Origin of the sequence: Thermomicrobium sp. CFH 73360 (assembly GCF_023806465.1) — a bacterium.
GTDB lineage: Bacteria > Chloroflexota > Chloroflexia > Thermomicrobiales > Thermomicrobiaceae > Thermomicrobium.
In genome coordinates this window covers 382,038-402,403 of sequence record NZ_JAMSLS010000001.1, presented here as the reverse complement: position 1 = coordinate 402,403, position 20,366 = coordinate 382,038, and the positions used below count along the sequence as shown (strand labels likewise).

Sequence of the window (20,366 nt, the reverse complement as noted above, 5' to 3'; positions counted from 1 at the left end):
CCTAGAATGGCTGGCGGGCTCGTGTCAATGGCTGTGTTCAGTTATACTGAACTCGCAGCGTTGGCGGGCGTTCCTGAGCAGAATCACGCGTTGAGGGTTCGTGCATCCTGAACAGGGCGCTTGCTGGTTTGGCAACGCGCTGGTATCGTGAAGGTCGGAGGGCGTTATGCTCCAGACGGTGCAAAAAGCAGCACAAGTCCTTCGTCTTTTTACTCCCCAGCAGCCGGAGTGGGGCGTCACGGAAGTTGCCGCTGCGCTGGAGATTCCCAAGTCTGGGGCGCATGCGCTGCTCCGGACGCTGGCAGCGGAGGGACTCCTTCAGCGAACGGGAAACGGTCGGTATCGCCTGGGCTGGACGCTTTTCGAGCTCAGTCAGACGTTGCTTGACTCGAGCGCGCTCTTGCGAGCGGCCCGCCCGATAATGGAACGACTAGTGGCTGGCTGGGGGGAGACGACGCACCTGGCGGTGCTGGTGGACGGTCAGGTGCTCTACGTTGAGAAGCTCCAAGGCGACCGTGCATTGGAGATTGTACTCTCAGGGGTCGGCAAGCGCTTACCGGCTCACTGTTCGGGAGTTGGGAAGGTACTCCTCGCACACCAGCCATGGGAAAACGTGCTGCGGATTGTCGAGACAACCGGACTTGTCAGCTTCACGCCGAACACAATCACGACGGTTGAGCAGCTCCGCGCGGAGCTGGAGCGGGTGCGGCAACAGGGCTTTGCCTACGATCAAGAAGAAGTGATGGTCGGGCTGTGCTGCGCTGCCGCCCCAATCCGAGACGAGAGCGGGCAGGTCATCGCGGCAATGAGTCTCTCGGTGCCGGCCTATCGCTTCTATCCAAACCAACAGCGATTGACGACCGCGATCGTGGATGCGGCACGGCGGGTCTCAGAGGAACTTGGGTATTACCAGGAGGACTGGGCATGGGGGAACGGCAAGCGGTCAAAGTCGCGATCCTCGGGACAGGCAACATCGGTACTGACTTGATGTACAAGCTTTTGCGGAATCCCGGCCACATGGAACTTGCCATGTTTGCTGGGATTGATCCGCAGTCGGAAGGGATTGCACGAGCCAAAAAGCTCGGCATTCCAACGAGCTACGAGGGGATCAAGGGGATCCTCGACGATCCAGACATTCGCATCGTCTTTGACGCCACGAGTGCGAAGGCGCATGTCCGGCACGCCAAGATGTTGCGGGAAGCGGGCAAGATCGCGATCGATCTCACCCCGGCAGCGCGGGGGCCCTATGTGGTGCCGCCAGTCAATCTGGGGGCACATCTCGATAAGGACAACGTGAACCTGATCACCTGTGGCGGCCAGGCCACCATTCCGCTGGTCTACGCGGTCAGCCGTGTCGTGCCGGTGCGGTATGCCGAGATCGTTTCGACCGTGGCCAGCCGCTCGGCAGGGCCAGGAACGCGGCAGAACATTGATGAGTTCACCTTCACGACTGCCCACGGTCTAGAGGCGATCGGGGGAGCAGAACACGGGAAAGCGATTATTATCCTCAATCCGGCTGAACCTCCGATCATTATGCGCAACACGGTCTACGTCATTCCGGCGACTGAGGAATATGACGAGGCCGCAATCGTTGCCTCAGTCGATCAGATGGTCGCTGAAGTGCAGCAGTATGTCCCAGGGTACCGACTTAAGGATGCGCCAGTGTTCGATCGACGCCGCACGCCATGGGGCGAACGGACCGTCATTGCCATGCTCCTCGAAGTGGAGGGGGCCGGAGACTTCCTCCCGCCATACTCAGGGAATCTGGACATCATGACTGCAGCGGCCTGGCGAGTGGGTGAGCTCTTTGCGCAACACCTGCTCGGAATCCGGCAGGAGGTGGCGGCATGAAGGCGCTGAAACCACCGCGCGTCACCGACACCACCCTGCGAGACGGCTCCCATGCCATGCGTCACCAGTTCACTCGCGAGCAGGTGCGGGCGATCGTCTCCGCACTAGACGAAGCGGGAGTGCCGGTGATTGAAGTGACGCATGGCGATGGCTTGGGCGGGAGTTCGATCCAGTACGGGTTCTCTGGCACAAGTGAACTCGATCTGATCGAGGAGGCTGCGAAGGCGGCCAAGCGCGCCAAGATTGCTGCGCTCCTGTTGCCGGGAATCGGGACGCGGAAAGAGCTCGCGGCCGCGATCGAACGCGGCATCAAGGTCGTGCGGATCGCCACGCAGTGTACCGAGGCTGATATCTCCGAGCAGCACTTCGGCATGGCGAAAGAACTGGGGCTGGAGACGGTCGGCTTCCTGATGATGGCTCACATGCGTCCGCCGGAGTTCCTGGCCGAGCAGGCAGCGCTCATGGAATCGTATGGGGCCGACTGCGTTTATATTGTCGACTCGGCCGGTGCGATGCTGCCGGACGATGTTCGGCGGCGGGTGGCCGCGCTGAAGGAGCGGTTGTCGATCCAGGTTGGCTTTCACGCCCACAACAATCTCGGGCTTGCGATTGGCAATACCTTGGCAGCCATTGAAGAGGGTGCGGATCAGGTCGATGGCTGCCTCCGTGGGCTCGGAGCTGGGGCTGGAAACGCACCGACCGAGCTGATCGCGGCGGTTTTGGACAAGATGGGCCTGAATCCGGGGCTTGACGTGTTCAAGCTGATGGACGCGGCGGAGTACATCGTTGCTCCGATCATGCCCTATCAGCCCATTCCTGATCGGGATGCGATCACAATCGGATATGCAGGGGTGTACTCGACGTTCCTCTTGCATGCCCGGCATATCGCAGCAGAGTTCGGGCTCGATCCGCGTGAGATCCTGGTGGAACTCGGACGGCGCCAGGCGGTCGCGGGGCAAGAGGACTGGATCCTTGATGTCGCGCTTGACATCGTTCGTGCCAAGCGTGCGGCGGAAGGAGCGGGTGATGCACGCGAACCGGCAGCCGTCGAGCGACCAGCTGACTGAGGAAAGCGCTCCGGACATTGACCCCCGGCACTTCCGGCGCACGTTGGGACGATTTGCGACCGGCGTGACCGTGGTGACGGTGGCACGGCCGGAAGGGCCGCATGGGATGACGGCGAACGCCTTTCTTTCCGTCTCGCTCGATCCGCCGCTTGTGCTGGTCTCGGTTGACCGGCGGGCACGGATGCACGCCTACCTCGGCGAGACCAGCCGGTACGGGGTAAGCATCCTGGCTCGCGATCAGGAGATTGCCGCGCGGCATTTTGCGGGGAAGCCGCAGCCGGGATTCGATCCGGTCTTCCGCTGGGTGGCCGGGGTGCCCTTACTTGAAGGCGCAGTGGCACAACTCGTCTGTGATGTCTGGGAACGGGTAGCAGCTGGTGATCACACGCTCGTCCTGGGGCGGGTTCGCTGGCTGGATTACTGGGATCGGGAACCGCTCGTCTTTTTCGGTGGCGACTTCCGCTGTCTAGAGGTCCAGCTGCACGATACCAGCATGTGGTGGTGGTGAGCTGGTCGCCGTGGGGAAGGGGAGAGGCTCGTGACGGTGAGCGAGTTCGTTGTGCAGGCTGGCCGCCTGCCAACGCATCTGTATCGGGCTGGCCAGGGACAGCCGGTCATTTTCCTCCACGGTTCAGGACCTGGCGTGACGGCTTGGGCGAATTGGCGCTTTGCCGTGCCGGCACTGGCTGACCAGTTCGACTGTATTGCTCCCGACCTCTGGGGATTCGCCCGCAGCGGACACCCCGATCCGCCCCCTGTGGGTGCACGGGCGTGGATGGATCTGTGGGTTGAGCAGGTGATCGCGCTCATGGATCACCTTGGCATCGAGCGGGCGCACCTGGTTGGGAATTCAATGGGTGGCGCAATCGCTCTGCATCTTCTGCACCGCCACCGAGAGCGGTTTGGGCGTGTTGTACTCATGGGCACTGCGGGGGCACCGCACCGGATGACGCCGCAGCTCGATGTCGCGTGGGGATTCTACGAGGAACCGACTGCAGAGCGGCTTGCGCAGATCATACGGTGGTTCGTCTACGATCCAGCCAGCGTCGGGGGCGATCTGGACGCGATAGCGCGCGACCGCCTTCAGGCAGCGCTTGACCCAGTGGTACGTCGGAGCTACGAGGCGATGTTCCCAACGCCACGGCAGCAGCACCTGGATGTGCTGGTGCTCCCCGAAGAGGCGTACGGAGCGATGGATCGGGCGATCCTCCTCGTGCACGGACGCGACGACGTGGTGGTTCCGTTGGAGACCAGTCTGTGGCTCTTGCCGCGGTTACCGCGGGTACAGCTCCACATCTTCGGACAGTGCAGCCACTGGGTGCAGATCGAGAAGCGCGAGAGTTTCAACGCGCTTCTTCGTGCTTTTCTCAGCGGAGCGCTCTGACTGAGGTGCGACGATGCTGGTTCTCAAGATCACGATGGTCGAAGGCCGGACACCGGAACAGAAGGCTGAGCTGATCCGCCGTCTCGCTGAGGTAGCGGCACGGCATTTCGACGTGCCAATCGGTGAGATCCGGACAATTATTTACGAGGTTGGTCGTCACGAGTGGGGCATCGGTCCGATGACAATGGCGGAGCGCGACGCTGTTCCGCCCCAGACAGGGGCATGAGGAGGGATGGGCTGACGATGCTGAGCGAGTCGGAGAAAAAACTTCTGGATGCCATTGTGAGCGCGCGGCGCGAGCGCCGGCCACTGACACCGTTGGCAGAATCGCTTGGTGTCGATCTGGCCGGCGCCTATCGTGTCCAGGCCGCAGCGTTCGCTGGCCAGGAACTGATCGGCTATAAGCTCGGCTTGGTGAGTCCCGCCAAGCAGCGCCAGATGGGTCTTTCAAGCCCAATCTACGGTCGCGTGACGCGAGGGATGCTCCGTGAAGGAACCGTTTCGCTCGGAGAGTTTGTCCAACCGCGCATTGAGCCTGAACTCGCTGTGGTCCTGAGAGATCCGGTGGCGCCTGATGCCTCACCCGGTGCCGTGATCTTAGCTGTCGGCGCGGTCTTCCTCGGGATCGACCTCTTAGATAGTGTCTGGGAGGGCTATCGCTTCAGCGCGCCCGACGTTGTCGCGGATAATGCGTCGGGTGGCGCATTCTTCCTGGGCGATCGTGCGCTGCCCTGGCCGACGGAAGGTGAACTCACGCTTGCGCTTGACGGGAAACTCGTCGCGGCGGGACCGATTGCTGCTCTTGAACCAATCGCTGAGCACATCGCGTGGCTGGCGCATGCGGTTGGCGGGCTCGAGCCCGGTCAGGTGATCTACCTTGGGTCGCCGTCTGCTGCAGTGCCAGCCAAACCAGGACTACTCGAACTGCGTGGGCCGTGTGGGGCTGTCCTTCTGGCGCGACTGGAGGCGTGAGATGACGGAGCAGGTCGTGACGGTGGACATCCAGGCGGTGGCACAGCAACTCGAGGCGGCGCTCGTCAGCAAGCAGACGATCCCGCCGCTGACAGAGACGTTGGGACCTCTCACGTCCGAGCAGGCCTACGCGATTCAGACACAGTGGACAGAGCTCCGCGTCGCAGCGGGTGAACGCGTCATCGGACGCAAGATCGGCCTGACCAGTCGGGCGATGCAGGAGCAGCTTGGGGTACGGGAGCCAGATTACGGCAGTCTCTGGGCATCCCGGTATTTTCCCGCAGTGGGTGGTCGCGTCGAGGTGCCTCGGGGCCTTCTGATCCAGCCACGTCTGGAAGGGGAGATCGCGTTTCTCATCGGCCGCCGACTGCAGGGTCCTGGTGTGACCTTGCAGCAGGTTCTCGCGGCGACAGAAGCCGTGGCGCTCTCCGTCGAAATCGTCGATAGCCGCATCGAAGCCTGGAGGATCAAGCTGGCTGATACGATCGCTGATGATGCCTCGTTTGGCGCGTTCACGGTGGGTCCGTGGAGTCGTTCGCTCCTGCATGAGGATCTCCGGACAGTGGGCATGGTCATTCACAAGAACGGAGAACTCGTGACGGAGGGAATCGGCGCCGCCGCACTGGGGCATCCAGCTCGATGCGTGGCCTGGCTTGCGAACAAGCTCGCAGAGTTCGGGGTTGCACTTGAGCCTGGGGATATTGTCCTGTCCGGTTCGCTTGCACGTGCTGTGCCAGCTGAAGAGGGAGACATCTTTGTGGTCGAACTCCACGGACAGCCGCCGTTGACGGTGCGCTTTGTCTGATCACGTGCGTGTGGGGGCTGACACCCGCTTTCGTCTGGAAGGAGTGGGCGGAAGAAGGCCACATAGGTCTGTTCTTGGCTCCTCCAGCGCGTGAGCTGGTTGGCGGTTTGCAGTTGCTCCAGAAGACGCGGGAGCTCCTTGCGGCTGGACACGATGCCGCAGCGGGCATTTGTCCCAAACCATGGAGCTGGCTCTCCAAACGCGGGCAGCGGCGTTGGCAACGGCCACGACCGTGTGGTTACAAGGTGCTCGTCTTCGGGGTGGGGGGCTTCAGGTGCATCCGCTGGGAGGACGACGACCTGAAGCCGGGTAATGGTGAAGGGTATGTCGCGTTCCACCACTGTTTCCGGCGGAAGCCAGGAGTAGAGATCGAGTGCTTTACGAGCGAACTCGGCGAGTCGCTGCCGAGCGGCACGCTGTTCAGTGGTAAGTCGCGGGTCACTTGGGTCTTCCAGGCCGAGAGCATAGACAGAAACGTGAGAGAGACGTCCTCCGGCATTGACGGTGAAAAATGTAGTCGGCGCGTCGTAAATACCCTCGAGCGGATAATCTGCGTCGCCTGCAAGGAGACCAGCTGCGGCTGCCTCACGGAGGAGGAGTTGTAGTCCTTGCTCCGTAATACGGCCTTGGAGGACGTTGAGGAGGGCGGGCGGCGGGTAAATAGTGATCTGCGGGCCGAGTGTGACAACCGTGCCATCCCCGTACACCGAGAGCTGCGGGAATTCGGTTGGTAAGCGGAACGGTGGGATAAACCCACCACTCGTTTCGATACGTAGGACGAGTTCGTCCGAGCCAGTTGGATGAGGGATCGGTGTTGGCTCGGGTGTCGGGGGAGAGACTCCAGGGGCACAGGCTATAACAATCACAAGCGCGAGAGCAGCAAGTATTGCACGATTGCCGTCTAATCCTTGCCCCTGTTGGATGTCTCTTCCTGATGCTGGATACATGGGCGGGAACCTCCCAGCCTTGACGTCTCTTCTGATGAAGATAGACGTCGCTCCAGACCGCGAGGTTCCCGCGACGACTATTCGGCCGCGACCAAGAGTTGTCTGGGAGCAGACTGGCGGCCCCTCAGCTCCTCAGTTTCGGGGGCAAAAGCAGATGCTGCCTGACCGAGGGACTGCGATTGCTCCTCGATGAGTCTGGCGAGCCGAGCTGTCTCGCGGGCGACCTCGCGGAGGATGTCACCTTCACTCGCCAGTTGCTCTGCACGGCTCACATTGACTCGCAAATGGCCCTCGAGTTCTTGCCACTGGGCATGGACACTCTGCATCGTCGCCTGGAGTTGCTCAGCAGCTGCGGCGTGGTCGCGGGTGACGGCGGACACGATCTCCAAGAGATGCGTGACTTGCTGGGCGGCGTGGCGTACTCGTGCGCCTTCCTGATCGATCGCAGCGACAGCCCCAACGAGTGCTCTGGCTCGCTCGACAATCTGGGTGACCGCTCGTTCAGCGTCACCCGCTAACTCGGAGCCATGCTCAGCTCGTTGAGCACTCTGTCGCGCTGTGTGCGCTGCGCGACCGATCGACGCAGTGATTGCCCCGACCAGGTTGAGGATTTCGCTTGTCGCATGCTTGGCGCGTTCCGCGAGTTTGCGCACCTCCTCAGCGACGACCGCAAATCCCTTCCCGGCCTCGCCGGCTCGCGCTGCCTCGATGGCAGCATTGAGGGCCAAGAGATTTGTCTGCTCCGCGATCTCCTCGATCGCTTGTCCCATCTTGCCGACTTCATCGGCGAGTGTTGTCAGTTGCTCAACCTGCTCAGCCAATTCGCGCATGTCGCGCGTGAGAGCTCGGAGTTCCGCAAGCGTTGCGGTCACCACGCGGCCTCCATCCTCGGCGGTTTGCAGTGCCGTGTGTCCGTCTTCCGCGCCGCGGGTAGCCTGGGTGACAATAGCCTCTAAGCGGCTGGCCAGTTCGCCCATGGCCTCGTGGAGTTGCCGGGTGGCAACTTCCTGTTGCCCAGCTCCACGCGCAATGTTCGCTCCTGCCTGGTTGATCTGCTCGTGCAGAGCGGCGACACGGTCGACGAGCTGCTGGTCGCGGTGACTGGTCGCAGCGAGGTCTTGATTTGCCGAGGCAATTGCCTCAGCGATCCGCTCAAGGTCTGAACCGGTTCGAGCGAGCGAGCGACTCAAGGCCGCAGCGCTACTGCAGCTCCCAGTGAGCGTGGTTACTGCTTCAGAAAGCCGACGACGCAGCTCGCCATGCTGATCGGTCAGGTCTTCGCGACTGTCCTGTACTGGGATGGCATCCAGATCAAGGCCGACTGAGTGGAGATAGTCGAGAAAGAATGCTTCGGTGACAGCTTGCATGTCGTAATTGAACACGACAAAGAGTGCGCGTTCGGCGTGTGCGCGCAGGCGTGGACGAAGACGAAATGCACGGCGTAGCTCGTCACGGACGAGATCGAAGTAGAGCGCGTAACTCCCGAGGTACCACTTCAGCGGAAGGTTGATACGGTTGTGCACGGCGCCGATCTGAAGGCGCATAGCGTAATACTCCGCGCCAAAGGTGCCACCCCGTGCAGCTTCCTCAAAGATCGACCGAAAGTAGGCTGCCTGGGTGCGCTCCAAGCCGGTGCGCAGCTCTTGGAGCGTGATGCCCTTACGGCGTGCGAATTGTTCAAAGAACCGGCGCGTCTCAGAAAAGGCAAATTGATGGTCGTAGAAGCGGCGCGCAATCCGCTCGGCGACCCGTTCTCCCCAGGGTGCAAGCTTGGCCAGCACAGCAATGTCGGCAGGCGTTAAGCGGATGAATTCTCGGCGAAGATCCAGATTACGATCGTTCACACGTAGCGCGTGTGCCAGGCTCCGTCCGGCTGAGACCCAACGCTCCCGGGATGAGACGCTTTTCCCTGCGTCCATACCGCAGCTCCTTCCTTGTCTCATGGTGGTGATTCGGGCGTGCTCAGAGGGCCTGGTATAGCCAATCGTTCCTAGGATGCGTGTGGGAAACAGGACAGCGACACGGTACGCACAGTGGTAGACTCCGAGCCCAGAGAGAGCCCTCGTTCACGCGTCGTGACGGCGAGCGCGTGCGGGGAAGCTGCGAGACAGGAGTACACAATGACAGATTCACGATTCCTGCGTGCCTGTCGTCGTCAAGCGACGGACAGCACGCCAGTGTGGTTGATGCGACAGGCCGGTCGCTACCTCCCAGAATATCGTGCGCTGCGCGAGCGCTACAGCCTTCTCGAGCTCTGTCAGCACCCGGAACTCGCTGCCGAGGTTACGCTGCAACCGCTGCGACGTTTCTCGCTAGACGCTGCGATTGTTTTCGCGGATATCCTCTTACCGCTACTCGCGCTGGGAATCGAGGTCACCTTCGCCGTTGGTGACGGCCCGGTGATCGGGCAACCCTTGCGTGATCCGGCCAGAGTTTCGCGGTTCCCCGATCCAGATGAGACGGCACTGGTGCCAGTTGCTGAGGCGATTCGCATAGTACGCGGGGAGCTGCCAAGGGAAATTGCCCTGATGGGTTTCGCTGGTGCTCCGTTCACGCTGGCAAGTTATTTGATCGAGGGTGGGAGCTCACGCCAATTTCTGGCAACCAAGCGGTTCCTTCTCACGCATCGGACCGAATGGGAGTTGCTGCTCGATACGCTTACCGATCTCACGATCCGCTACCTGCGGTTGCAGGTGGCAGCTGGTGCCAACGCCGTGCAGCTCTTCGATAGCTGGGCAGGGGCACTGGCTCCAGTACTCTACCGAGAAGCAGTGCTCCCATGGACACAACGGATTGTCCAGGAAATCCGGTCCCTTGGCGTGCCAGTGATTGTCTTTAGTACGGGAACGGCGGGGTTTCTGGATCTGGTTGCGGAAACAGGTGCGGATGTCATCGGCGTCGACTGGCGAGTTGAGCTCGACCGTGCCTGGCAGCTGATTGGCGATCGAGCGATCCAAGGGAACCTCGACCCGGCGTGGCTGCTCGCCCCACGGTCCGATCTCGAGCGAGCTGTGCGGGATGTCCTGCGGCGGGCCGGTGGACGTCCTGGGCACATTTTCAACCTCGGGCATGGTGTTCTCCCAGAGACTCCACCTGACGCGGTCGCATACCTTGTGGAGTTGGTGCATGAGTGGCCGCTCGTGCCGCAGGACTGATGCAAGGAAAGGGGTGTTGTGATGGCGCCAGAGCGAGTCGCGGTCTTACTGATGGCTTACGGCGGGCCGAACAGTTTAGACGATCTGCCCGCGTATCTGGCCGATGTCCGCCACGGTCGGCCGTACACCCCCGAACTTCTGGCAGACCTCACCGAACGCTACCGTGCTATTGGTGGGCGCTCACCGATCCTTGAGTTGACGCGAGCGCAGGCGGAAGGCGTCGCGCGTGTTCTTCAGGAGACGGCGGCAGAAGACGGAGCGACGTACCAGGTGTACGTCGGCATGCGGCACTGGCATCCGTACATTCGTGAGGTAGTCCCGCAGATCCTGCATGATGGGGCTGATCGTCTGGTTGCTGTGGTCATGGCACCACACTATTCGCGGATGAGTGTCGGGGCATATCTGGCACGGCTCGAGGAGGCTCTGTCAGAGCACGGTGCCACCCTCCCGGTGCATGCTGTCGAGAGCTGGAAGGACGAATCGGACTTCATCGCCGCGTGGGTGGATCGGATTCATACGCTGTTACAGCGGATACCAGAGACAGAACGCGATGAAGTTGTGCTCTTGTTCACGGCGCACAGCCTTCCGACGCGGATTCTCGACTGGGGTGATCCATATCACGAGGAAATCTTGACGTCCGTGCGCCTCGTCGCCGCCGCTTTCCCAAACCAGCCCTGGCGATTCGCCTTCCAAAGTCAAGGTGCGAGTGAGGAACCGTGGCTTGGCCCGACCGTGGAGGAGACGCTGGACGAACTCGCGCGACTCGGTGTGCGGCGGGTGCTGCTCGTCCCGATTGGCTTTGTGTGTGATCACGTTGAGGTGCTCTACGATGTCGATATCGCACATCGGTCGCATGCGGAGTCGCTGGGGATTGTACTGGAACGACCAGCTATGCTCAATGACCATCCGTTGCTCTGCCGGGCGATCGCTGCGGCGGTCCGTCGCACCTTGCAGCAGGCTCGAGTCGGAACACCATGAGCAGCCAAGTGGAGATCGCAGTCATTGGAGGCGGCATTGCCGGACTGGCCGCGGCGTGGGAGCTGGAGCGCCTCAGTCCGGCGGTGCGCGTGACGTTGATCGAGGCGAGTGGGCGACTCGGCGGATGGATCCGGACAGAGCGCTGGGGTGAGCTACTCATTGAGCATGGCCCCGATTCCTGGGTCGCTTCGAAACCTAGTGCGGCCGAACTGGTCTGTGCACTCGGGCTCACACGGGAGCTTATTGGTCTACGATCTGATCGGGCTGGTGCCAGCATTGTGCGATACGGGCAAATTGTTCCCTTGCCGGACGGTTTGTCCCTTCTCGTGCCGACCCGCCTCGGGTCGCTGCTGGGCAGCCCGCTCCTTTCTCCGTGGGGCAAATTGCGTGTTCTCGCTGAGTTTCTTGTCCCTCCGCGCCGCGATGAGGCGGACGAGTCGCTCGCAGCGTTCGTGCGGCGGCGGTTCGGGCGAGAGTTCTATGAGCAGGTCGCCGAGCCGTTGCTGGCCGGTATTTATGGTGGTGATGCCGAGCAGCTGAGTCTTCTCGCGACCTATCCACAGTTCCGCGAACTTGAACAGCGGGCGGGGAGCCTCCTCCGAGCGATCGTCCGTGGGGCGACCAGGTCTGCCGTGTCAGCGCTGAGCGAGCCGTCCTCGGCGGCGCATGAATTGGAGAAGTCCTCATCGAAGCGAGTGACAGTGCAGCGACCGCACGTGAAAGACCCACAGACTGTCCAGGAGTCGGTATCTCGTCTGCCGCGCTCGCCGTTTCTGACGCTACGCGGTGGGATGGAACAGCTTGTCCTGGCCACCGTGGCAAGTTTCCGTTACACAAACCTTCGCGTCGGTGTTGCGGCGACGAACATCCGAGCACGGGCAACGAGCTTCACGATCGAGTTCGTCGACGGAACAGAACTCGAGGTCGACGGCATTGTCCTCGCGGTTCCAGCATGGAACGCAGCGGAACTCTTGCAGGAGCTTGACTCCGAGTCAGCAGAACTTTTGCGTGCGATCCCCTACACCTCAAGTGGTGCGGTGACGCTCGTCTATGAGCGTGAGGCGCTCGAACCGATCGCTCGGAACCGGGGCTTTCTCGTCCCAGCGCGGGAAGGGCGCCCGATCTCAGCAGTGACCTGGGTAACAAATAAGTTCGAGGGGCGGGCCCCAGAGCATCTCGCGGTTGCGCGCGTTTTCTTCCGGGGAAATCGCGGCTGGTCGGCAGGCGATGCCGTCCCGGAGGCGCTCGTCGCGGTGGCGCTCCGGGAACTCCGCGCCTTGACCGGTGTCCGAGCAGAACCTCTCCATGCTGTGGTCTCTGACCACGAGCGAGCTCTGCCACAGTACTTGGTCGGTCATCGTACACGGGTCACGACGCTGCGGCGGCGCTTGGCCAACTGGCCTGCGCTGGCGCTGGCTGGCGCGGCGTATGACGGGGTTGGGGTACCTGACTGTATTGCTAGTGGACAGCGCGCAGCGCGAGCGGTGGTCGCAGCGTTGGGGCTGTGCCAGACGCAGTGTCCGTCTTAGACCCCGACCCACGTGCGCAGGCGCTCGAGGAATGTCGTGGGTGCAGCAAGGAGTTCCGGATCGGGATTGGGCGGTGGAACCTCACGATCCCGCACGACGGCAAGCGCGGTATCCCGCAAGCGCTCAGCCGCCTCTGGACTCGCGAGTGTTGCGACGCGCTCGAGAGCATCCCGGAGACGGGGCGCTCGCCAGTCTGGACTGTGAGCATCGCTCGCCAGGATGCTAACCGCACCGGCACGCACCAAGCGAGCGGCCGCGTGCTGAGCGGCGTGACCGTTCCGTCCAAAGAGTGAGTCGGCATTCATCTGAAGAAGCGCACCGGCCTGGATGGCCTCAAGGACAAGTGCTGGCTCCCGCTGAATCGGGATGTATCGTTCGACATGAGCCAAGATCGGGCGAAAGCCAGCGGAGCGAAGTTCGAGGAGCTGTGCGGGGAGTGTCGTTGGCCACTGTGTCCAGTCGGGAAGTTCGACGAGCACCCATCGCGTGCCTCCGATTGGCAATGCGGCGCCACGCTGCAAGCGTTCTAGAAGATCGGGCAGGAGTTGTTCCTCCATACCGATAAGGAGTTCCAGGGGAAGTTCCTGTTGTGCCGCTCTCTCACGCAAGAGTTCGGCGGTTATGCGAACCATGTGTGCGTCGCAACGGCGAGCGTGCGGCGTGGCGACGAGGATGCTTGTCCCGTCCTGCACCGCAATACGAAGCATTGTCAGCGCCTGATCGAGGTCTCGCGCACCGTCATCGAGACCGGGCAAGACGTGACAGTGGATATCGACTTGTATGGAGAACGATCGCTGCTCCACGAGACGGACTCCTTTCCCCTCTGAGTCTACGCTCCCATGAGGGCTCCGTTTGTGGCAAGCTGATGTCGATCTCCGTGTCTGAACCAAAGAGAGAAGAGAGGGCACTCGCAGAGCCAGAGGGTGCAGCGCATCGGAGAACCGGACAATTCGTGACGAAAACGCAGCTCTCGAGTGAATTGCACTGCAGGATCGGCTCGCACAAAGACGAGCGGGGGCTAGCTGTCTGGAGGCGGTGCTCATGCTGGCGGGACATGCTGTGACACGGTGGGATGAAGCGAGAAGAGCATGCGAAATCGAGAAGATGGGCCTTGTCGACGGCGAGGGATCGGTCATCGAGGTGAACTCGCCAGAGTGGTTGCCAAGAGCGGGCTGCAGGTGTTCAATTGCCTCAGCGCGGGTGTGCCCGTGACGGCAGAGGAGGCAAAGGCGAGCTATGCCCAATATTGGATGGCAAGAGCTGCTGATCGTCCTGTTCATTGTGGTGATCATTTTCGGCGCGGGGAAGCTCCCGGAGATTGGTCGTGGTCTCGGGCAGAGTATCCGCGAGTTCCGCCAGGCGGCTCGCGAGGCGCAAGAAGCGCAAGCGCAGCAAGCCGAGCAAGCGCAGAGCAATTTGCCTGACAAGACTGCGTGAGCAGCTTCGTTTGATATTCTTGTTGCATCTGATTAGCATTGGGCGCTACCGCAAGCGTCAATGCGTCGTGTGCTGATTTCGGCTCCTGCGGTGCGCAGGAGTCTTTTCGTGCCTTTCGTCGGACGACTAGGTGGATTGGGAAGTGAAGATGGAATTCCTGCTCGTGGCGGTGGGCGGGGCGATCGGTGCGACTTTACGCTACCTTGTGACAAGTTGGATCCAGCAGCGTGTGGATTTCTTCCCTTGGGGTACACTGGCAGTCAATCTCATCGGGAGCTTGCTCATCGGTATGCTTCTCGAGATGACACTGCGCGGATATCTCTCCGGTCAGGCGCGGTTGCTCATTGCAGTTGGTCTTCTTGGTGGATTTACGACCTTTTCTTCTTTGAGTTGGGAGACACTCATGCTGCTCGAAGAGGGTGACATGATCCCTGCGCTGCTCAACGCATTCGGCTCGCTCCTCGCTGGTGTGATGCTTGCCTGGCTTGGCAGCGTGCTGGTCCGGTGGATGCTCTGAGGAGCGAACAATGCGACTGGTAGGTCCGGCAAAGTGGCTGCGCATTTACGTCGGAGAGCGTGATCACTGGCACGGAAAGCCGCTGTATGCGGCAATTGTCGATCTCCTGCGGCACGAAGGCATCGCCGGGGCGACCGTGCTCCGGGGCATGGCAGGATACGGTGCGAGCGGGCTCTTGCATACCGCGCGGATCGTGCAGCTTTCGGTCGATCTTCCTGTTGTCATTGAGGTGATCGATACCGCAGAACGGATTGCTCGAGTGTTACCGAAGATCGACAAGATGGTCAGTGAGGGGCTCATTGTTGTGGCGGACTGCGAGGTTATCGCCTATCGGTCCCGTCGGCAACGGGGTGATGTGACTGAAGGAACAGGGAGCTGACCGCGACGGTTTCAGAGAGCCTCGTGGTGTGCGAGAATAACGGTGCGTCAGCGCACGGGTTGTCAGAGCGGGTGGTGAACGGCGGGGGACGCAGAGTGGACGAGGCGCAGCGGTTGCTGCATTATCTCGCCGAGCACTATACCGGCCGCGAGGAGGCGAAAGATCTCGAGCGGAGCTCTGCGGGGCTCGAGGAACACGAGATCGCGGCCGAGCAGCGGCGCGTGATGCGGCGAGAGCATCAGCTCGCCGAAAAACTCGCGCGTGCGTTCCAGCGGGGGCTACGCCGGGCCTACGCGGCGTACCTGGCCGGTGGCAATGCGATCACGCTCGATGACCGCAAGCGTGATGAGAATGAGATGGCAGAGGCGCTGATCCACTTTCTTGTTGGCACCGGTTTGGCGAAATCGACGACGCGTGAAACTGAGCCGCTGCATTACCTCTACATCATCGCCGTCGACTGGGATGCTTTAGCCCGCGTCGCACGGGAAGCACAGATCGACTTGGCAGCGCTGCTCGAGGTTCACTGAAGGATGGGTGAGCACGAAACGGCGCGAGCAGAAGCTCCAGCTCGCGACGAGCGGCTCGAGCGAGCCATGGAGTCGCTTGGAATTCGGTTTCGGCGCCCTCACCTTCTGCGCCAGGCGCTTACCCACCTTTCCTATGTTCACGAACGAAGCCGCAGCCTTCGGACAGCGGTCCAAGAGGCCAACGAGCGACTCGAGTTCCTCGGCGATGCCGTGCTCGAGCTCGTCGTGAGTGAGTTTCTTTACCGACGCTTTCCGACTGCCAGCGAAGGTGAACTCACTGCGTTTCGCGCGGCGCTCGTCCGTACGCCAACACTTGCTCGCTGGGCGCGTCGGCTGGGGCTTGAATCGTTCTTGTACCTCGGACGCGGCGAGGAACCGCGGCCCGGCCGACCAGTCCGTGAGCGCATTCTGGCTGGGGCCTTCGAGGCGGTCTTGGCGGCAATTTACCTCGATCGCGGAATCCGGGCCGCGCGAGTCTTTCTGCAGCGGCTTCTTGTTGAGGAGGCAGAAGGGCTTATCGTTCTGGGTCAGGACGAGAATTACAAGGGAAGACTCCAGGAACTCACCCAGGAACGGTTGCACATCACACCGGTTTACCGCACCATTGCAGTGACGGGGCCGGCGCATCAGCGTACGTTCACGGCTGAGGTGCTGATCGGCGAGCGGCCGTACGGAGTCGGGCACGGTCCAAGCAAGCGAGCCGCTGAGCAAGAGGCAGCTCGGCGCGCACTCGAACGATTGCGGGCGGAGGGGATCGGCTGACCAAATGGGTGGACTCTACGACCAGCTAACGATCTTCGGCGGGAATTCGAATCCCGAACTCACCCGGGCGATCTGCGCCTATATCGATATTCCGCCTGGACGCATTGAGGTCTTCAAATTCAGTAATGAGAATATTTTCGTTCGTATCGGCGAGAGTGTCCGCGAGAATGATGTCTTTGTCATCCAGTCTTTTTCAAGTCCTGTCAACGAGAGTATCATGGAATTACTCATTATCATCGATGCACTGAAACGTGCCTCTGCCGGACGGATTACTGCGGTCATCCCGTACTACGCCTATGGTCGGACTGACAAGAAGGACCAACCGCGCGTACCGATCACGGCACGGCTGATCGCGGACATGATCACGGTTGCAGGAGCGGACCGGATTCTTACTGTTGACCTGCACGCAGGTCAGATTCAAGGCTTCTTCAACATCCCCGTCGATGAGATGACCGCACTCCCGATCTTGGCACGGTACTTCCAAGAGAAACGTCTTGAGAACCCGGTTGTGGTCTCGCCGGATCTCGGAAGTACCAAGCGTGCTCGAAACTTCGCCGAGGAGCTCGATGCGCCGCTCGCCATCATTGAAAAGCGGCGTCTGGGCAACGATGACCGCACGGAGGTCTTGAACCTCATTGGGTCAGTGGACGACGCTCAGGTCATCTTGATCGACGACGAGATCGATACGGCTGGGTCGATCACCCAGGCTGCCGAGCTCTGCATCGCTCGTGGTGCTCGTGAGGTCTATGCGGCCTGCACGCATGCTGTCCTGAGTGGCCCAGCAGTCGAACGACTCGCGCTCAGTCCGATCAAGGAGATCGTCGTCACTGATACCATACCCTTGCCGCCGCACAAGCGGTTAGACAAGATTACTGTTCTCTCGGTAGCACCGCTCCTCGGGGAATCGATTCAACGGATCCACACTGGGGCAAGCGTCAGTCTGGCCTACCGAAGTGCTGGGCGTTTGCCGCTACGTTGAATCCGTCATCCGCCAACCTGGACACACCCGGGAACCCCGGGGCCCGACTGCAATGCGTGAGAAGCGAAGCGGCTTCGTCCACGATGGTTGTCATGAGTGGACCAGCATTGGTTGCAGCCCAGCCCGCAAGGCGTCATAACCGGTACTCCGTGCATCGCCCGGAGTGAAGGCGCTCACTCAGGCTTTCAGTGGAGGTTTTCGGAGTTCAGGGCGGGATTTAAGCGGCGCCAATATCAGGCTACAGCCTCGGCTGCGCGTCTGGAAAGTTTTCACCCCGCCTGACACGGGGAACTGATGTCTTACAACTCAGAGTGAGCGAAGACAGCGGCCGTGTCACGTGACCCACTACTTCACGATCGTGTCGGGAACCGTGCCGCCGAGCGACAGTGTGCTGCAGGCAGTCGCCGGGAAGGAACTTCGCGCTCCGGATTCAGGCTCGCTGCTTGACGATACGCAGGGAAACATGGAACGATACTCGGGCGCTTGGGCGGGCGAGGAGCTGGTGAGGTGTGAACAATGTCCCGCTCTCCTTTTCGGTCTCCGAGACGACGGCGGAACCTTGGCCCACTGCTTGCAAGTTTCGTGGCTTTCCTCGTCGTGACCGGGGGACTCGCGGCTGTAGCGCTGCAGTACGGGGCAGCAACACGCGGGACAAACAGCACTCCCACTGGTGTTCCAGCGACTGTGTCGGCTTCTCCCCCGCAAGAAAGCCCCCAGACAGCGAAGGAGGCTGCTGAGGCATTTGTCCGCGCTTGGCAGTCCGGTGATTACCGATCAATGTACGCACTGATTACTCGCGCAGCGCAGCAGGCGATTGATGAGGACTCGTTCGTCGCGCGCTATGAAGGCATCGCCCGCGAGATTGGTCAAGTGTCAATGGAAATTACGCTCGGTGAGCCACTTCCTGGTACTCTGCGGTTTCCCATTCATGTGGTTCGGGAATCTGCACGTGTTGGTCGTCTTGAGGAAGATAACGCGATACCGGTGATTCGCGAAGGAGATGGATACCGGATTGACTGGACACCCTCGCTGATCGTTGCGGATTTGGGCGATGGGCGTGTGCGCTGGATTCCGACGGTACCACAGCGTGGGCGAATCCTGGACCATAAGGGGCGGCCGCTTGCAGAACTCGGCCTGGTGAACAGAATCGGAGTGATTCCAGGACAGATCCAAGACGAGAAGCTGCTGCTCGAGCGGTTGAGTCAGCTCTTGAACCTGGCGCCAGAGACCATTCGGCAGCGGTATGCTGGTGGGCAACCGGACTGGTTTATGCCAGTTGCGACACTCCCGGATCCGATCGATCCCCAGCTCTTGGAGCAACTCGCGGGGATTCCTGGGGTCGTCGTCCGGCAGTGGCCGGAACGCGTCTACGCACTGGGACCAGCTGCGGCTCATGTGACCGGCTATCTCTCTGAGGTAACGGCTGAGGAGCTCCGGACACTGGCTCGTGAAGGATACGAACCTGGCGATCGGATTGGCCGAACCGGGATCGAAGCCTGGGCCGAAGACTGGCTCCGCGGGCGGCGCGGAGGGCGTCTTGTGATTGTGGCCCCCGATGGACGCGAGCGGCGCGTGCTCGCCGAGGTCCCTGCCCAACCGGCGGCTGATGTCGTCACCACCATTGATCTGGATCTTCAACGTGCAGCCTATGAGGCGTTGGGTGATCGGGTTGGGAGTGTCATTGCTCTTGATCCCAAGACGGGAGCAATCCGCGCGCTCGTCAGTCGCCCAAGCTTTGACCCGAATCGCTTCATCCTCGGTCTGCGCCCGGACGAGTGGCAAGCGCTCAACGATGAACAAAGCCGGCCGTTGCTCGACCGGGCGACCCAGGTTGGCTATCCGATTGGCTCAACCTTCAAAGTCGTAACGATGGCTGCCGGGATGGAGTATCTCGGTGTGGACGCACAGCGTGTCTTTGACTGCCCACCGACGTTCAGCTTGCCGGGCGGTTCGGTCGTCTGGCGTGACTGGAATCCACGAGGCCAGGGAGCGCTGACGCTCCACAACGCACTGGTTCAGTCGTGTAACACGGTTTTCTTTCAAGTCGGGGCAGCGCTTGACGAACGTGATCCAAACCTGTTGCCTCAAATGGCACGTGCCTTCGGTTTTGGCTCGGAGACTGGCTTGTCTGAACTTCCTGAGAATCCTGGTCTCGTTCCCGATCCGGCCTGGAAGCTGCGCGAGCGGGGTGACTACTGGGCTCGCGGCGACGCGGTGAACCTTTCCATTGGGCAAGGATTCTTTCTTGGTACACCACTCCAGGTCGCGGACGCCTATGCGGCTGTTGCCAACGGGGGTACGCTCTGGCGACCGTATCTCATCGAACGGGTGACAGCGATCGACGGGAGTGATCGTGCACGGACAGAGCCAAAGGCCCGCGGTACGCTCCCCATTGCGGCCGAGCACATTGCGGCGATTCGCTCAGCACTCCGTGATGTCGTGGCACGACCCAATGGGACGGCGTACAGCGTGTTCCAAGGCTTTCCGTTGCCGGTTGCAGGGAAGACAGGAACGGCCGAGTCGGGTCAAGATGCTCCACACGCTTGGTTCGTGGCGATTGCGCCCGCAGACAATCCGCAACTGGTGCTCGTGGTGATGGTCGAACATGGGGGAGAAGGGTCCCGTGTGGCAGCCCCGATCGCACGGCAGATCCTTGAGGCAGCAGTCGAGGTCGGTTATTTCCATTGAGTCGTGCTGCGCATGACCCCGGGCTCCACGGCCAGCGATGGTTCGTCGGCCGAATGGTGGAGGTCCGCTCGGTACAACCGGGCAATGGCTCGAGCGACACGCAGCCCAGCAAGAGCAGAGGCTGGGATGGACTGGCCTGGGAAGACACTGTCGCCGACGAGCCACAGGTGTGCCCCGATCTCGGTGGGCCATCCGACGAAGGGGTGGCGCTGCGGGAATCCGCCGACCCAACCATACGGTCTCCGTGTAAAGCGTGCAAAGGCGAGGGGTGTGCCAGGAAGGACGAAGCGGATTGCTTGCCGCAACCACGGGAGCGCTGCACTTGCAGTGGCGACCATTTGCTCGATCATGCGGGCGACAGCCTCTTGGTAACTCTCGCGACTCTGGTG

22 protein-coding genes are annotated in these 20,366 nt (G+C 61.4%); 19 read left to right on the top strand and 3 right to left on the bottom strand.

The window, feature by feature from the left end; translation table 11 throughout:
- Positions 1-166: 166 nt before the first annotated feature.
- The 9 genes from NET03_RS01765 to NET03_RS01725 all read left to right on the top strand — a co-directional run bounded on the left by NET03_RS01765 (position 167) and on the right by NET03_RS01725 (position 6,684).
- Complete coding sequence (locus tag NET03_RS01765) at positions 167-988, top strand: IclR family transcriptional regulator (RefSeq protein ID WP_252127171.1); 822 nt, start codon at positions 167-169, stop codon at positions 986-988.
- On the top strand, positions 925-1,851 hold the full coding sequence (locus tag NET03_RS01760; protein WP_252127170.1) for an acetaldehyde dehydrogenase (acetylating): 927 nt from the start codon (positions 925-927) through the stop codon (positions 1,849-1,851). The genes NET03_RS01765 and NET03_RS01760 overlap by 64 nt, the downstream gene beginning before the upstream one ends.
- 5 nt (positions 1,852-1,856) lie before the next feature.
- Entirely contained in the window at positions 1,857-2,918 is a 1,062-nt protein-coding gene (dmpG, locus tag NET03_RS01755) for a 4-hydroxy-2-oxovalerate aldolase (RefSeq protein WP_353655766.1), read from the top strand.
- Positions 2,878-3,426 (top strand): flavin reductase family protein, encoded by a 549-nt coding sequence (locus tag NET03_RS01750; RefSeq protein ID WP_252127168.1) that lies wholly within the window; start codon positions 2,878-2,880, stop codon positions 3,424-3,426. Before dmpG ends, NET03_RS01750 begins: the two co-directional genes overlap by 41 nt.
- A 36-nt stretch (positions 3,427-3,462) precedes the next feature.
- The gene (locus NET03_RS01745) at positions 3,463-4,302 is read left to right on the top strand and encodes an alpha/beta fold hydrolase (RefSeq protein ID WP_503007980.1); all 840 of its coding nucleotides are present in this window, start codon (positions 3,463-3,465) and stop codon (positions 4,300-4,302) included.
- Between the two features lie 13 nt (positions 4,303-4,315).
- Positions 4,316-4,528, top strand: coding sequence for a tautomerase family protein (locus tag NET03_RS01740; RefSeq protein ID WP_252127166.1), 213 nt, complete (start codon positions 4,316-4,318; stop codon positions 4,526-4,528).
- Between the two features lie 17 nt (positions 4,529-4,545).
- Positions 4,546-5,274 carry a 2-keto-4-pentenoate hydratase gene (locus NET03_RS01735; RefSeq protein WP_252127165.1) on the top strand — a complete coding sequence of 243 codons (729 nt, stop codon included), beginning with the start codon at positions 4,546-4,548 and terminating at the stop codon, positions 5,272-5,274.
- Position 5,275: 1 nt separating this feature from the next.
- Positions 5,276-6,079, top strand: a complete 804-nt coding sequence (locus NET03_RS01730) for a 2-keto-4-pentenoate hydratase (protein WP_252127164.1) — start codon at positions 5,276-5,278, stop codon at positions 6,077-6,079.
- Positions 6,080-6,324: 245 nt separating this feature from the next.
- On the top strand, positions 6,325-6,684 hold the full coding sequence (locus NET03_RS01725) for a hypothetical protein (protein ID WP_252127163.1): 360 nt from the start codon (positions 6,325-6,327) through the stop codon (positions 6,682-6,684).
- Positions 6,685-7,103: 419 nt separating this feature from the next.
- Here NET03_RS01725 and NET03_RS01720 read toward each other — a convergent pair whose 3' ends face one another.
- On the bottom strand, positions 7,104-8,945 hold the full coding sequence (locus NET03_RS01720; RefSeq protein WP_252127162.1) for a methyl-accepting chemotaxis protein: 1,842 nt from the start codon (positions 8,943-8,945) through the stop codon (positions 7,104-7,106).
- Positions 8,946-9,146: 201 nt separating this feature from the next.
- Here NET03_RS01720 and hemE point away from each other — a divergent pair, with 201 nt between their 5' ends.
- The 3 genes from hemE to hemG are packed head-to-tail and all read left to right on the top strand — an operon-like array spanning position 9,147 to position 12,688.
- Positions 9,147-10,181, top strand: coding sequence for a uroporphyrinogen decarboxylase (gene hemE, locus NET03_RS01715; RefSeq protein WP_252127161.1), 1,035 nt, complete (start codon positions 9,147-9,149; stop codon positions 10,179-10,181).
- Between the two features lie 21 nt (positions 10,182-10,202).
- Positions 10,203-11,159 (top strand): ferrochelatase, encoded by a 957-nt coding sequence (gene hemH / locus NET03_RS01710; RefSeq protein WP_252127160.1) that lies wholly within the window; start codon positions 10,203-10,205, stop codon positions 11,157-11,159.
- Between the two features lie 8 nt (positions 11,160-11,167).
- Complete coding sequence (hemG, locus tag NET03_RS01705) at positions 11,168-12,688, top strand: protoporphyrinogen oxidase (RefSeq protein ID WP_252127159.1); 1,521 nt, start codon at positions 11,168-11,170, stop codon at positions 12,686-12,688.
- Here the strand turns inward: hemG and NET03_RS01700 are convergent.
- Positions 12,685-13,491, bottom strand: coding sequence for a tyrosine-protein phosphatase (locus NET03_RS01700; protein WP_252127158.1), 807 nt, complete (start codon positions 13,489-13,491; stop codon positions 12,685-12,687). The genes hemG and NET03_RS01700 overlap by 4 nt on opposite strands.
- Before the next feature lie 433 nt (positions 13,492-13,924).
- Here NET03_RS01700 and NET03_RS13455 point away from each other — a divergent pair, with 433 nt between their 5' ends.
- The 7 genes from NET03_RS13455 (at position 13,925) to mrdA (ending at position 19,977) form a co-directional block, all read left to right on the top strand.
- On the top strand, positions 13,925-14,125 hold the full coding sequence (locus NET03_RS13455) for a Sec-independent protein translocase subunit TatA/TatB (protein WP_286207021.1): 201 nt from the start codon (positions 13,925-13,927) through the stop codon (positions 14,123-14,125).
- A 148-nt stretch (positions 14,126-14,273) separates the two neighbouring features.
- Positions 14,274-14,642 (top strand): fluoride efflux transporter CrcB, encoded by a 369-nt coding sequence (gene crcB / locus NET03_RS01690; RefSeq protein WP_252127157.1) that lies wholly within the window; start codon positions 14,274-14,276, stop codon positions 14,640-14,642.
- A 10-nt stretch (positions 14,643-14,652) separates the two neighbouring features.
- Complete coding sequence (locus NET03_RS01685) at positions 14,653-15,021, top strand: DUF190 domain-containing protein (RefSeq protein ID WP_252127156.1); 369 nt, start codon at positions 14,653-14,655, stop codon at positions 15,019-15,021.
- A 95-nt stretch (positions 15,022-15,116) separates the two neighbouring features.
- A complete protein-coding gene (locus NET03_RS01680; RefSeq protein ID WP_252127155.1) occupies positions 15,117-15,548 on the top strand; it encodes a hypothetical protein in 432 nt (143 codons plus the stop codon).
- A 3-nt stretch (positions 15,549-15,551) separates the two neighbouring features.
- Positions 15,552-16,310, top strand: coding sequence for a ribonuclease III (rnc, locus tag NET03_RS01675; protein ID WP_252127154.1), 759 nt, complete (start codon positions 15,552-15,554; stop codon positions 16,308-16,310).
- A 4-nt stretch (positions 16,311-16,314) separates the two neighbouring features.
- Positions 16,315-17,289 (top strand): ribose-phosphate diphosphokinase, encoded by a 975-nt coding sequence (locus NET03_RS01670; protein WP_252127153.1) that lies wholly within the window; start codon positions 16,315-16,317, stop codon positions 17,287-17,289.
- A 516-nt stretch (positions 17,290-17,805) separates the two neighbouring features.
- Positions 17,806-19,977 (top strand): penicillin-binding protein 2, encoded by a 2,172-nt coding sequence (gene mrdA, locus NET03_RS01665; RefSeq protein WP_252127152.1) that lies wholly within the window; start codon positions 17,806-17,808, stop codon positions 19,975-19,977.
- On the opposite strand, the gene NET03_RS01660 is transcribed toward mrdA, so the two are convergent.
- On the bottom strand, positions 19,965-20,327 hold the full coding sequence (locus tag NET03_RS01660; protein ID WP_252127151.1) for a hypothetical protein: 363 nt from the start codon (positions 20,325-20,327) through the stop codon (positions 19,965-19,967). The genes mrdA and NET03_RS01660 overlap by 13 nt on opposite strands.
- Positions 20,328-20,366 lie beyond the last annotated feature (39 nt).

Coding starts and splice junctions, on each gene's coding strand:
- NET03_RS01765 (WP_252127171.1), top strand. CDS start 167: ATGCTCCAGACGGTGCAAAAAGCAGCACAAGTCCTTCGTCTTTTTACT.
- NET03_RS01760 (WP_252127170.1), top strand. CDS start 925: ATGGGGGAACGGCAAGCGGTCAAAGTCGCGATCCTCGGGACAGGCAAC.
- NET03_RS01750 (WP_252127168.1), top strand. CDS start 2,878: ATGCACGCGAACCGGCAGCCGTCGAGCGACCAGCTGACTGAGGAAAGC.
- NET03_RS01740 (WP_252127166.1), top strand. CDS start 4,316: ATGCTGGTTCTCAAGATCACGATGGTCGAAGGCCGGACACCGGAACAG.
- NET03_RS01735 (WP_252127165.1), top strand. CDS start 4,546: ATGCTGAGCGAGTCGGAGAAAAAACTTCTGGATGCCATTGTGAGCGCG.
- NET03_RS01730 (WP_252127164.1), top strand. CDS start 5,276: ATGACGGAGCAGGTCGTGACGGTGGACATCCAGGCGGTGGCACAGCAA.
- NET03_RS01720 (WP_252127162.1), bottom strand. CDS start 8,945: ATGGACGCAGGGAAAAGCGTCTCATCCCGGGAGCGTTGGGTCTCAGCC.
- hemE (WP_252127161.1), top strand. CDS start 9,147: ATGACAGATTCACGATTCCTGCGTGCCTGTCGTCGTCAAGCGACGGAC.
- hemH (WP_252127160.1), top strand. CDS start 10,203: ATGGCGCCAGAGCGAGTCGCGGTCTTACTGATGGCTTACGGCGGGCCG.
- NET03_RS13455 (WP_286207021.1), top strand. CDS start 13,925: ATGCCCAATATTGGATGGCAAGAGCTGCTGATCGTCCTGTTCATTGTG.
- crcB (WP_252127157.1), top strand. CDS start 14,274: ATGGAATTCCTGCTCGTGGCGGTGGGCGGGGCGATCGGTGCGACTTTA.
- NET03_RS01685 (WP_252127156.1), top strand. CDS start 14,653: ATGCGACTGGTAGGTCCGGCAAAGTGGCTGCGCATTTACGTCGGAGAG.
- rnc (WP_252127154.1), top strand. CDS start 15,552: ATGGGTGAGCACGAAACGGCGCGAGCAGAAGCTCCAGCTCGCGACGAG.
- NET03_RS01670 (WP_252127153.1), top strand. CDS start 16,315: ATGGGTGGACTCTACGACCAGCTAACGATCTTCGGCGGGAATTCGAAT.
- mrdA (WP_252127152.1), top strand. CDS start 17,806: ATGTCCCGCTCTCCTTTTCGGTCTCCGAGACGACGGCGGAACCTTGGC.
- NET03_RS01660 (WP_252127151.1), bottom strand. CDS start 20,327: ATGATCGAGCAAATGGTCGCCACTGCAAGTGCAGCGCTCCCGTGGTTG.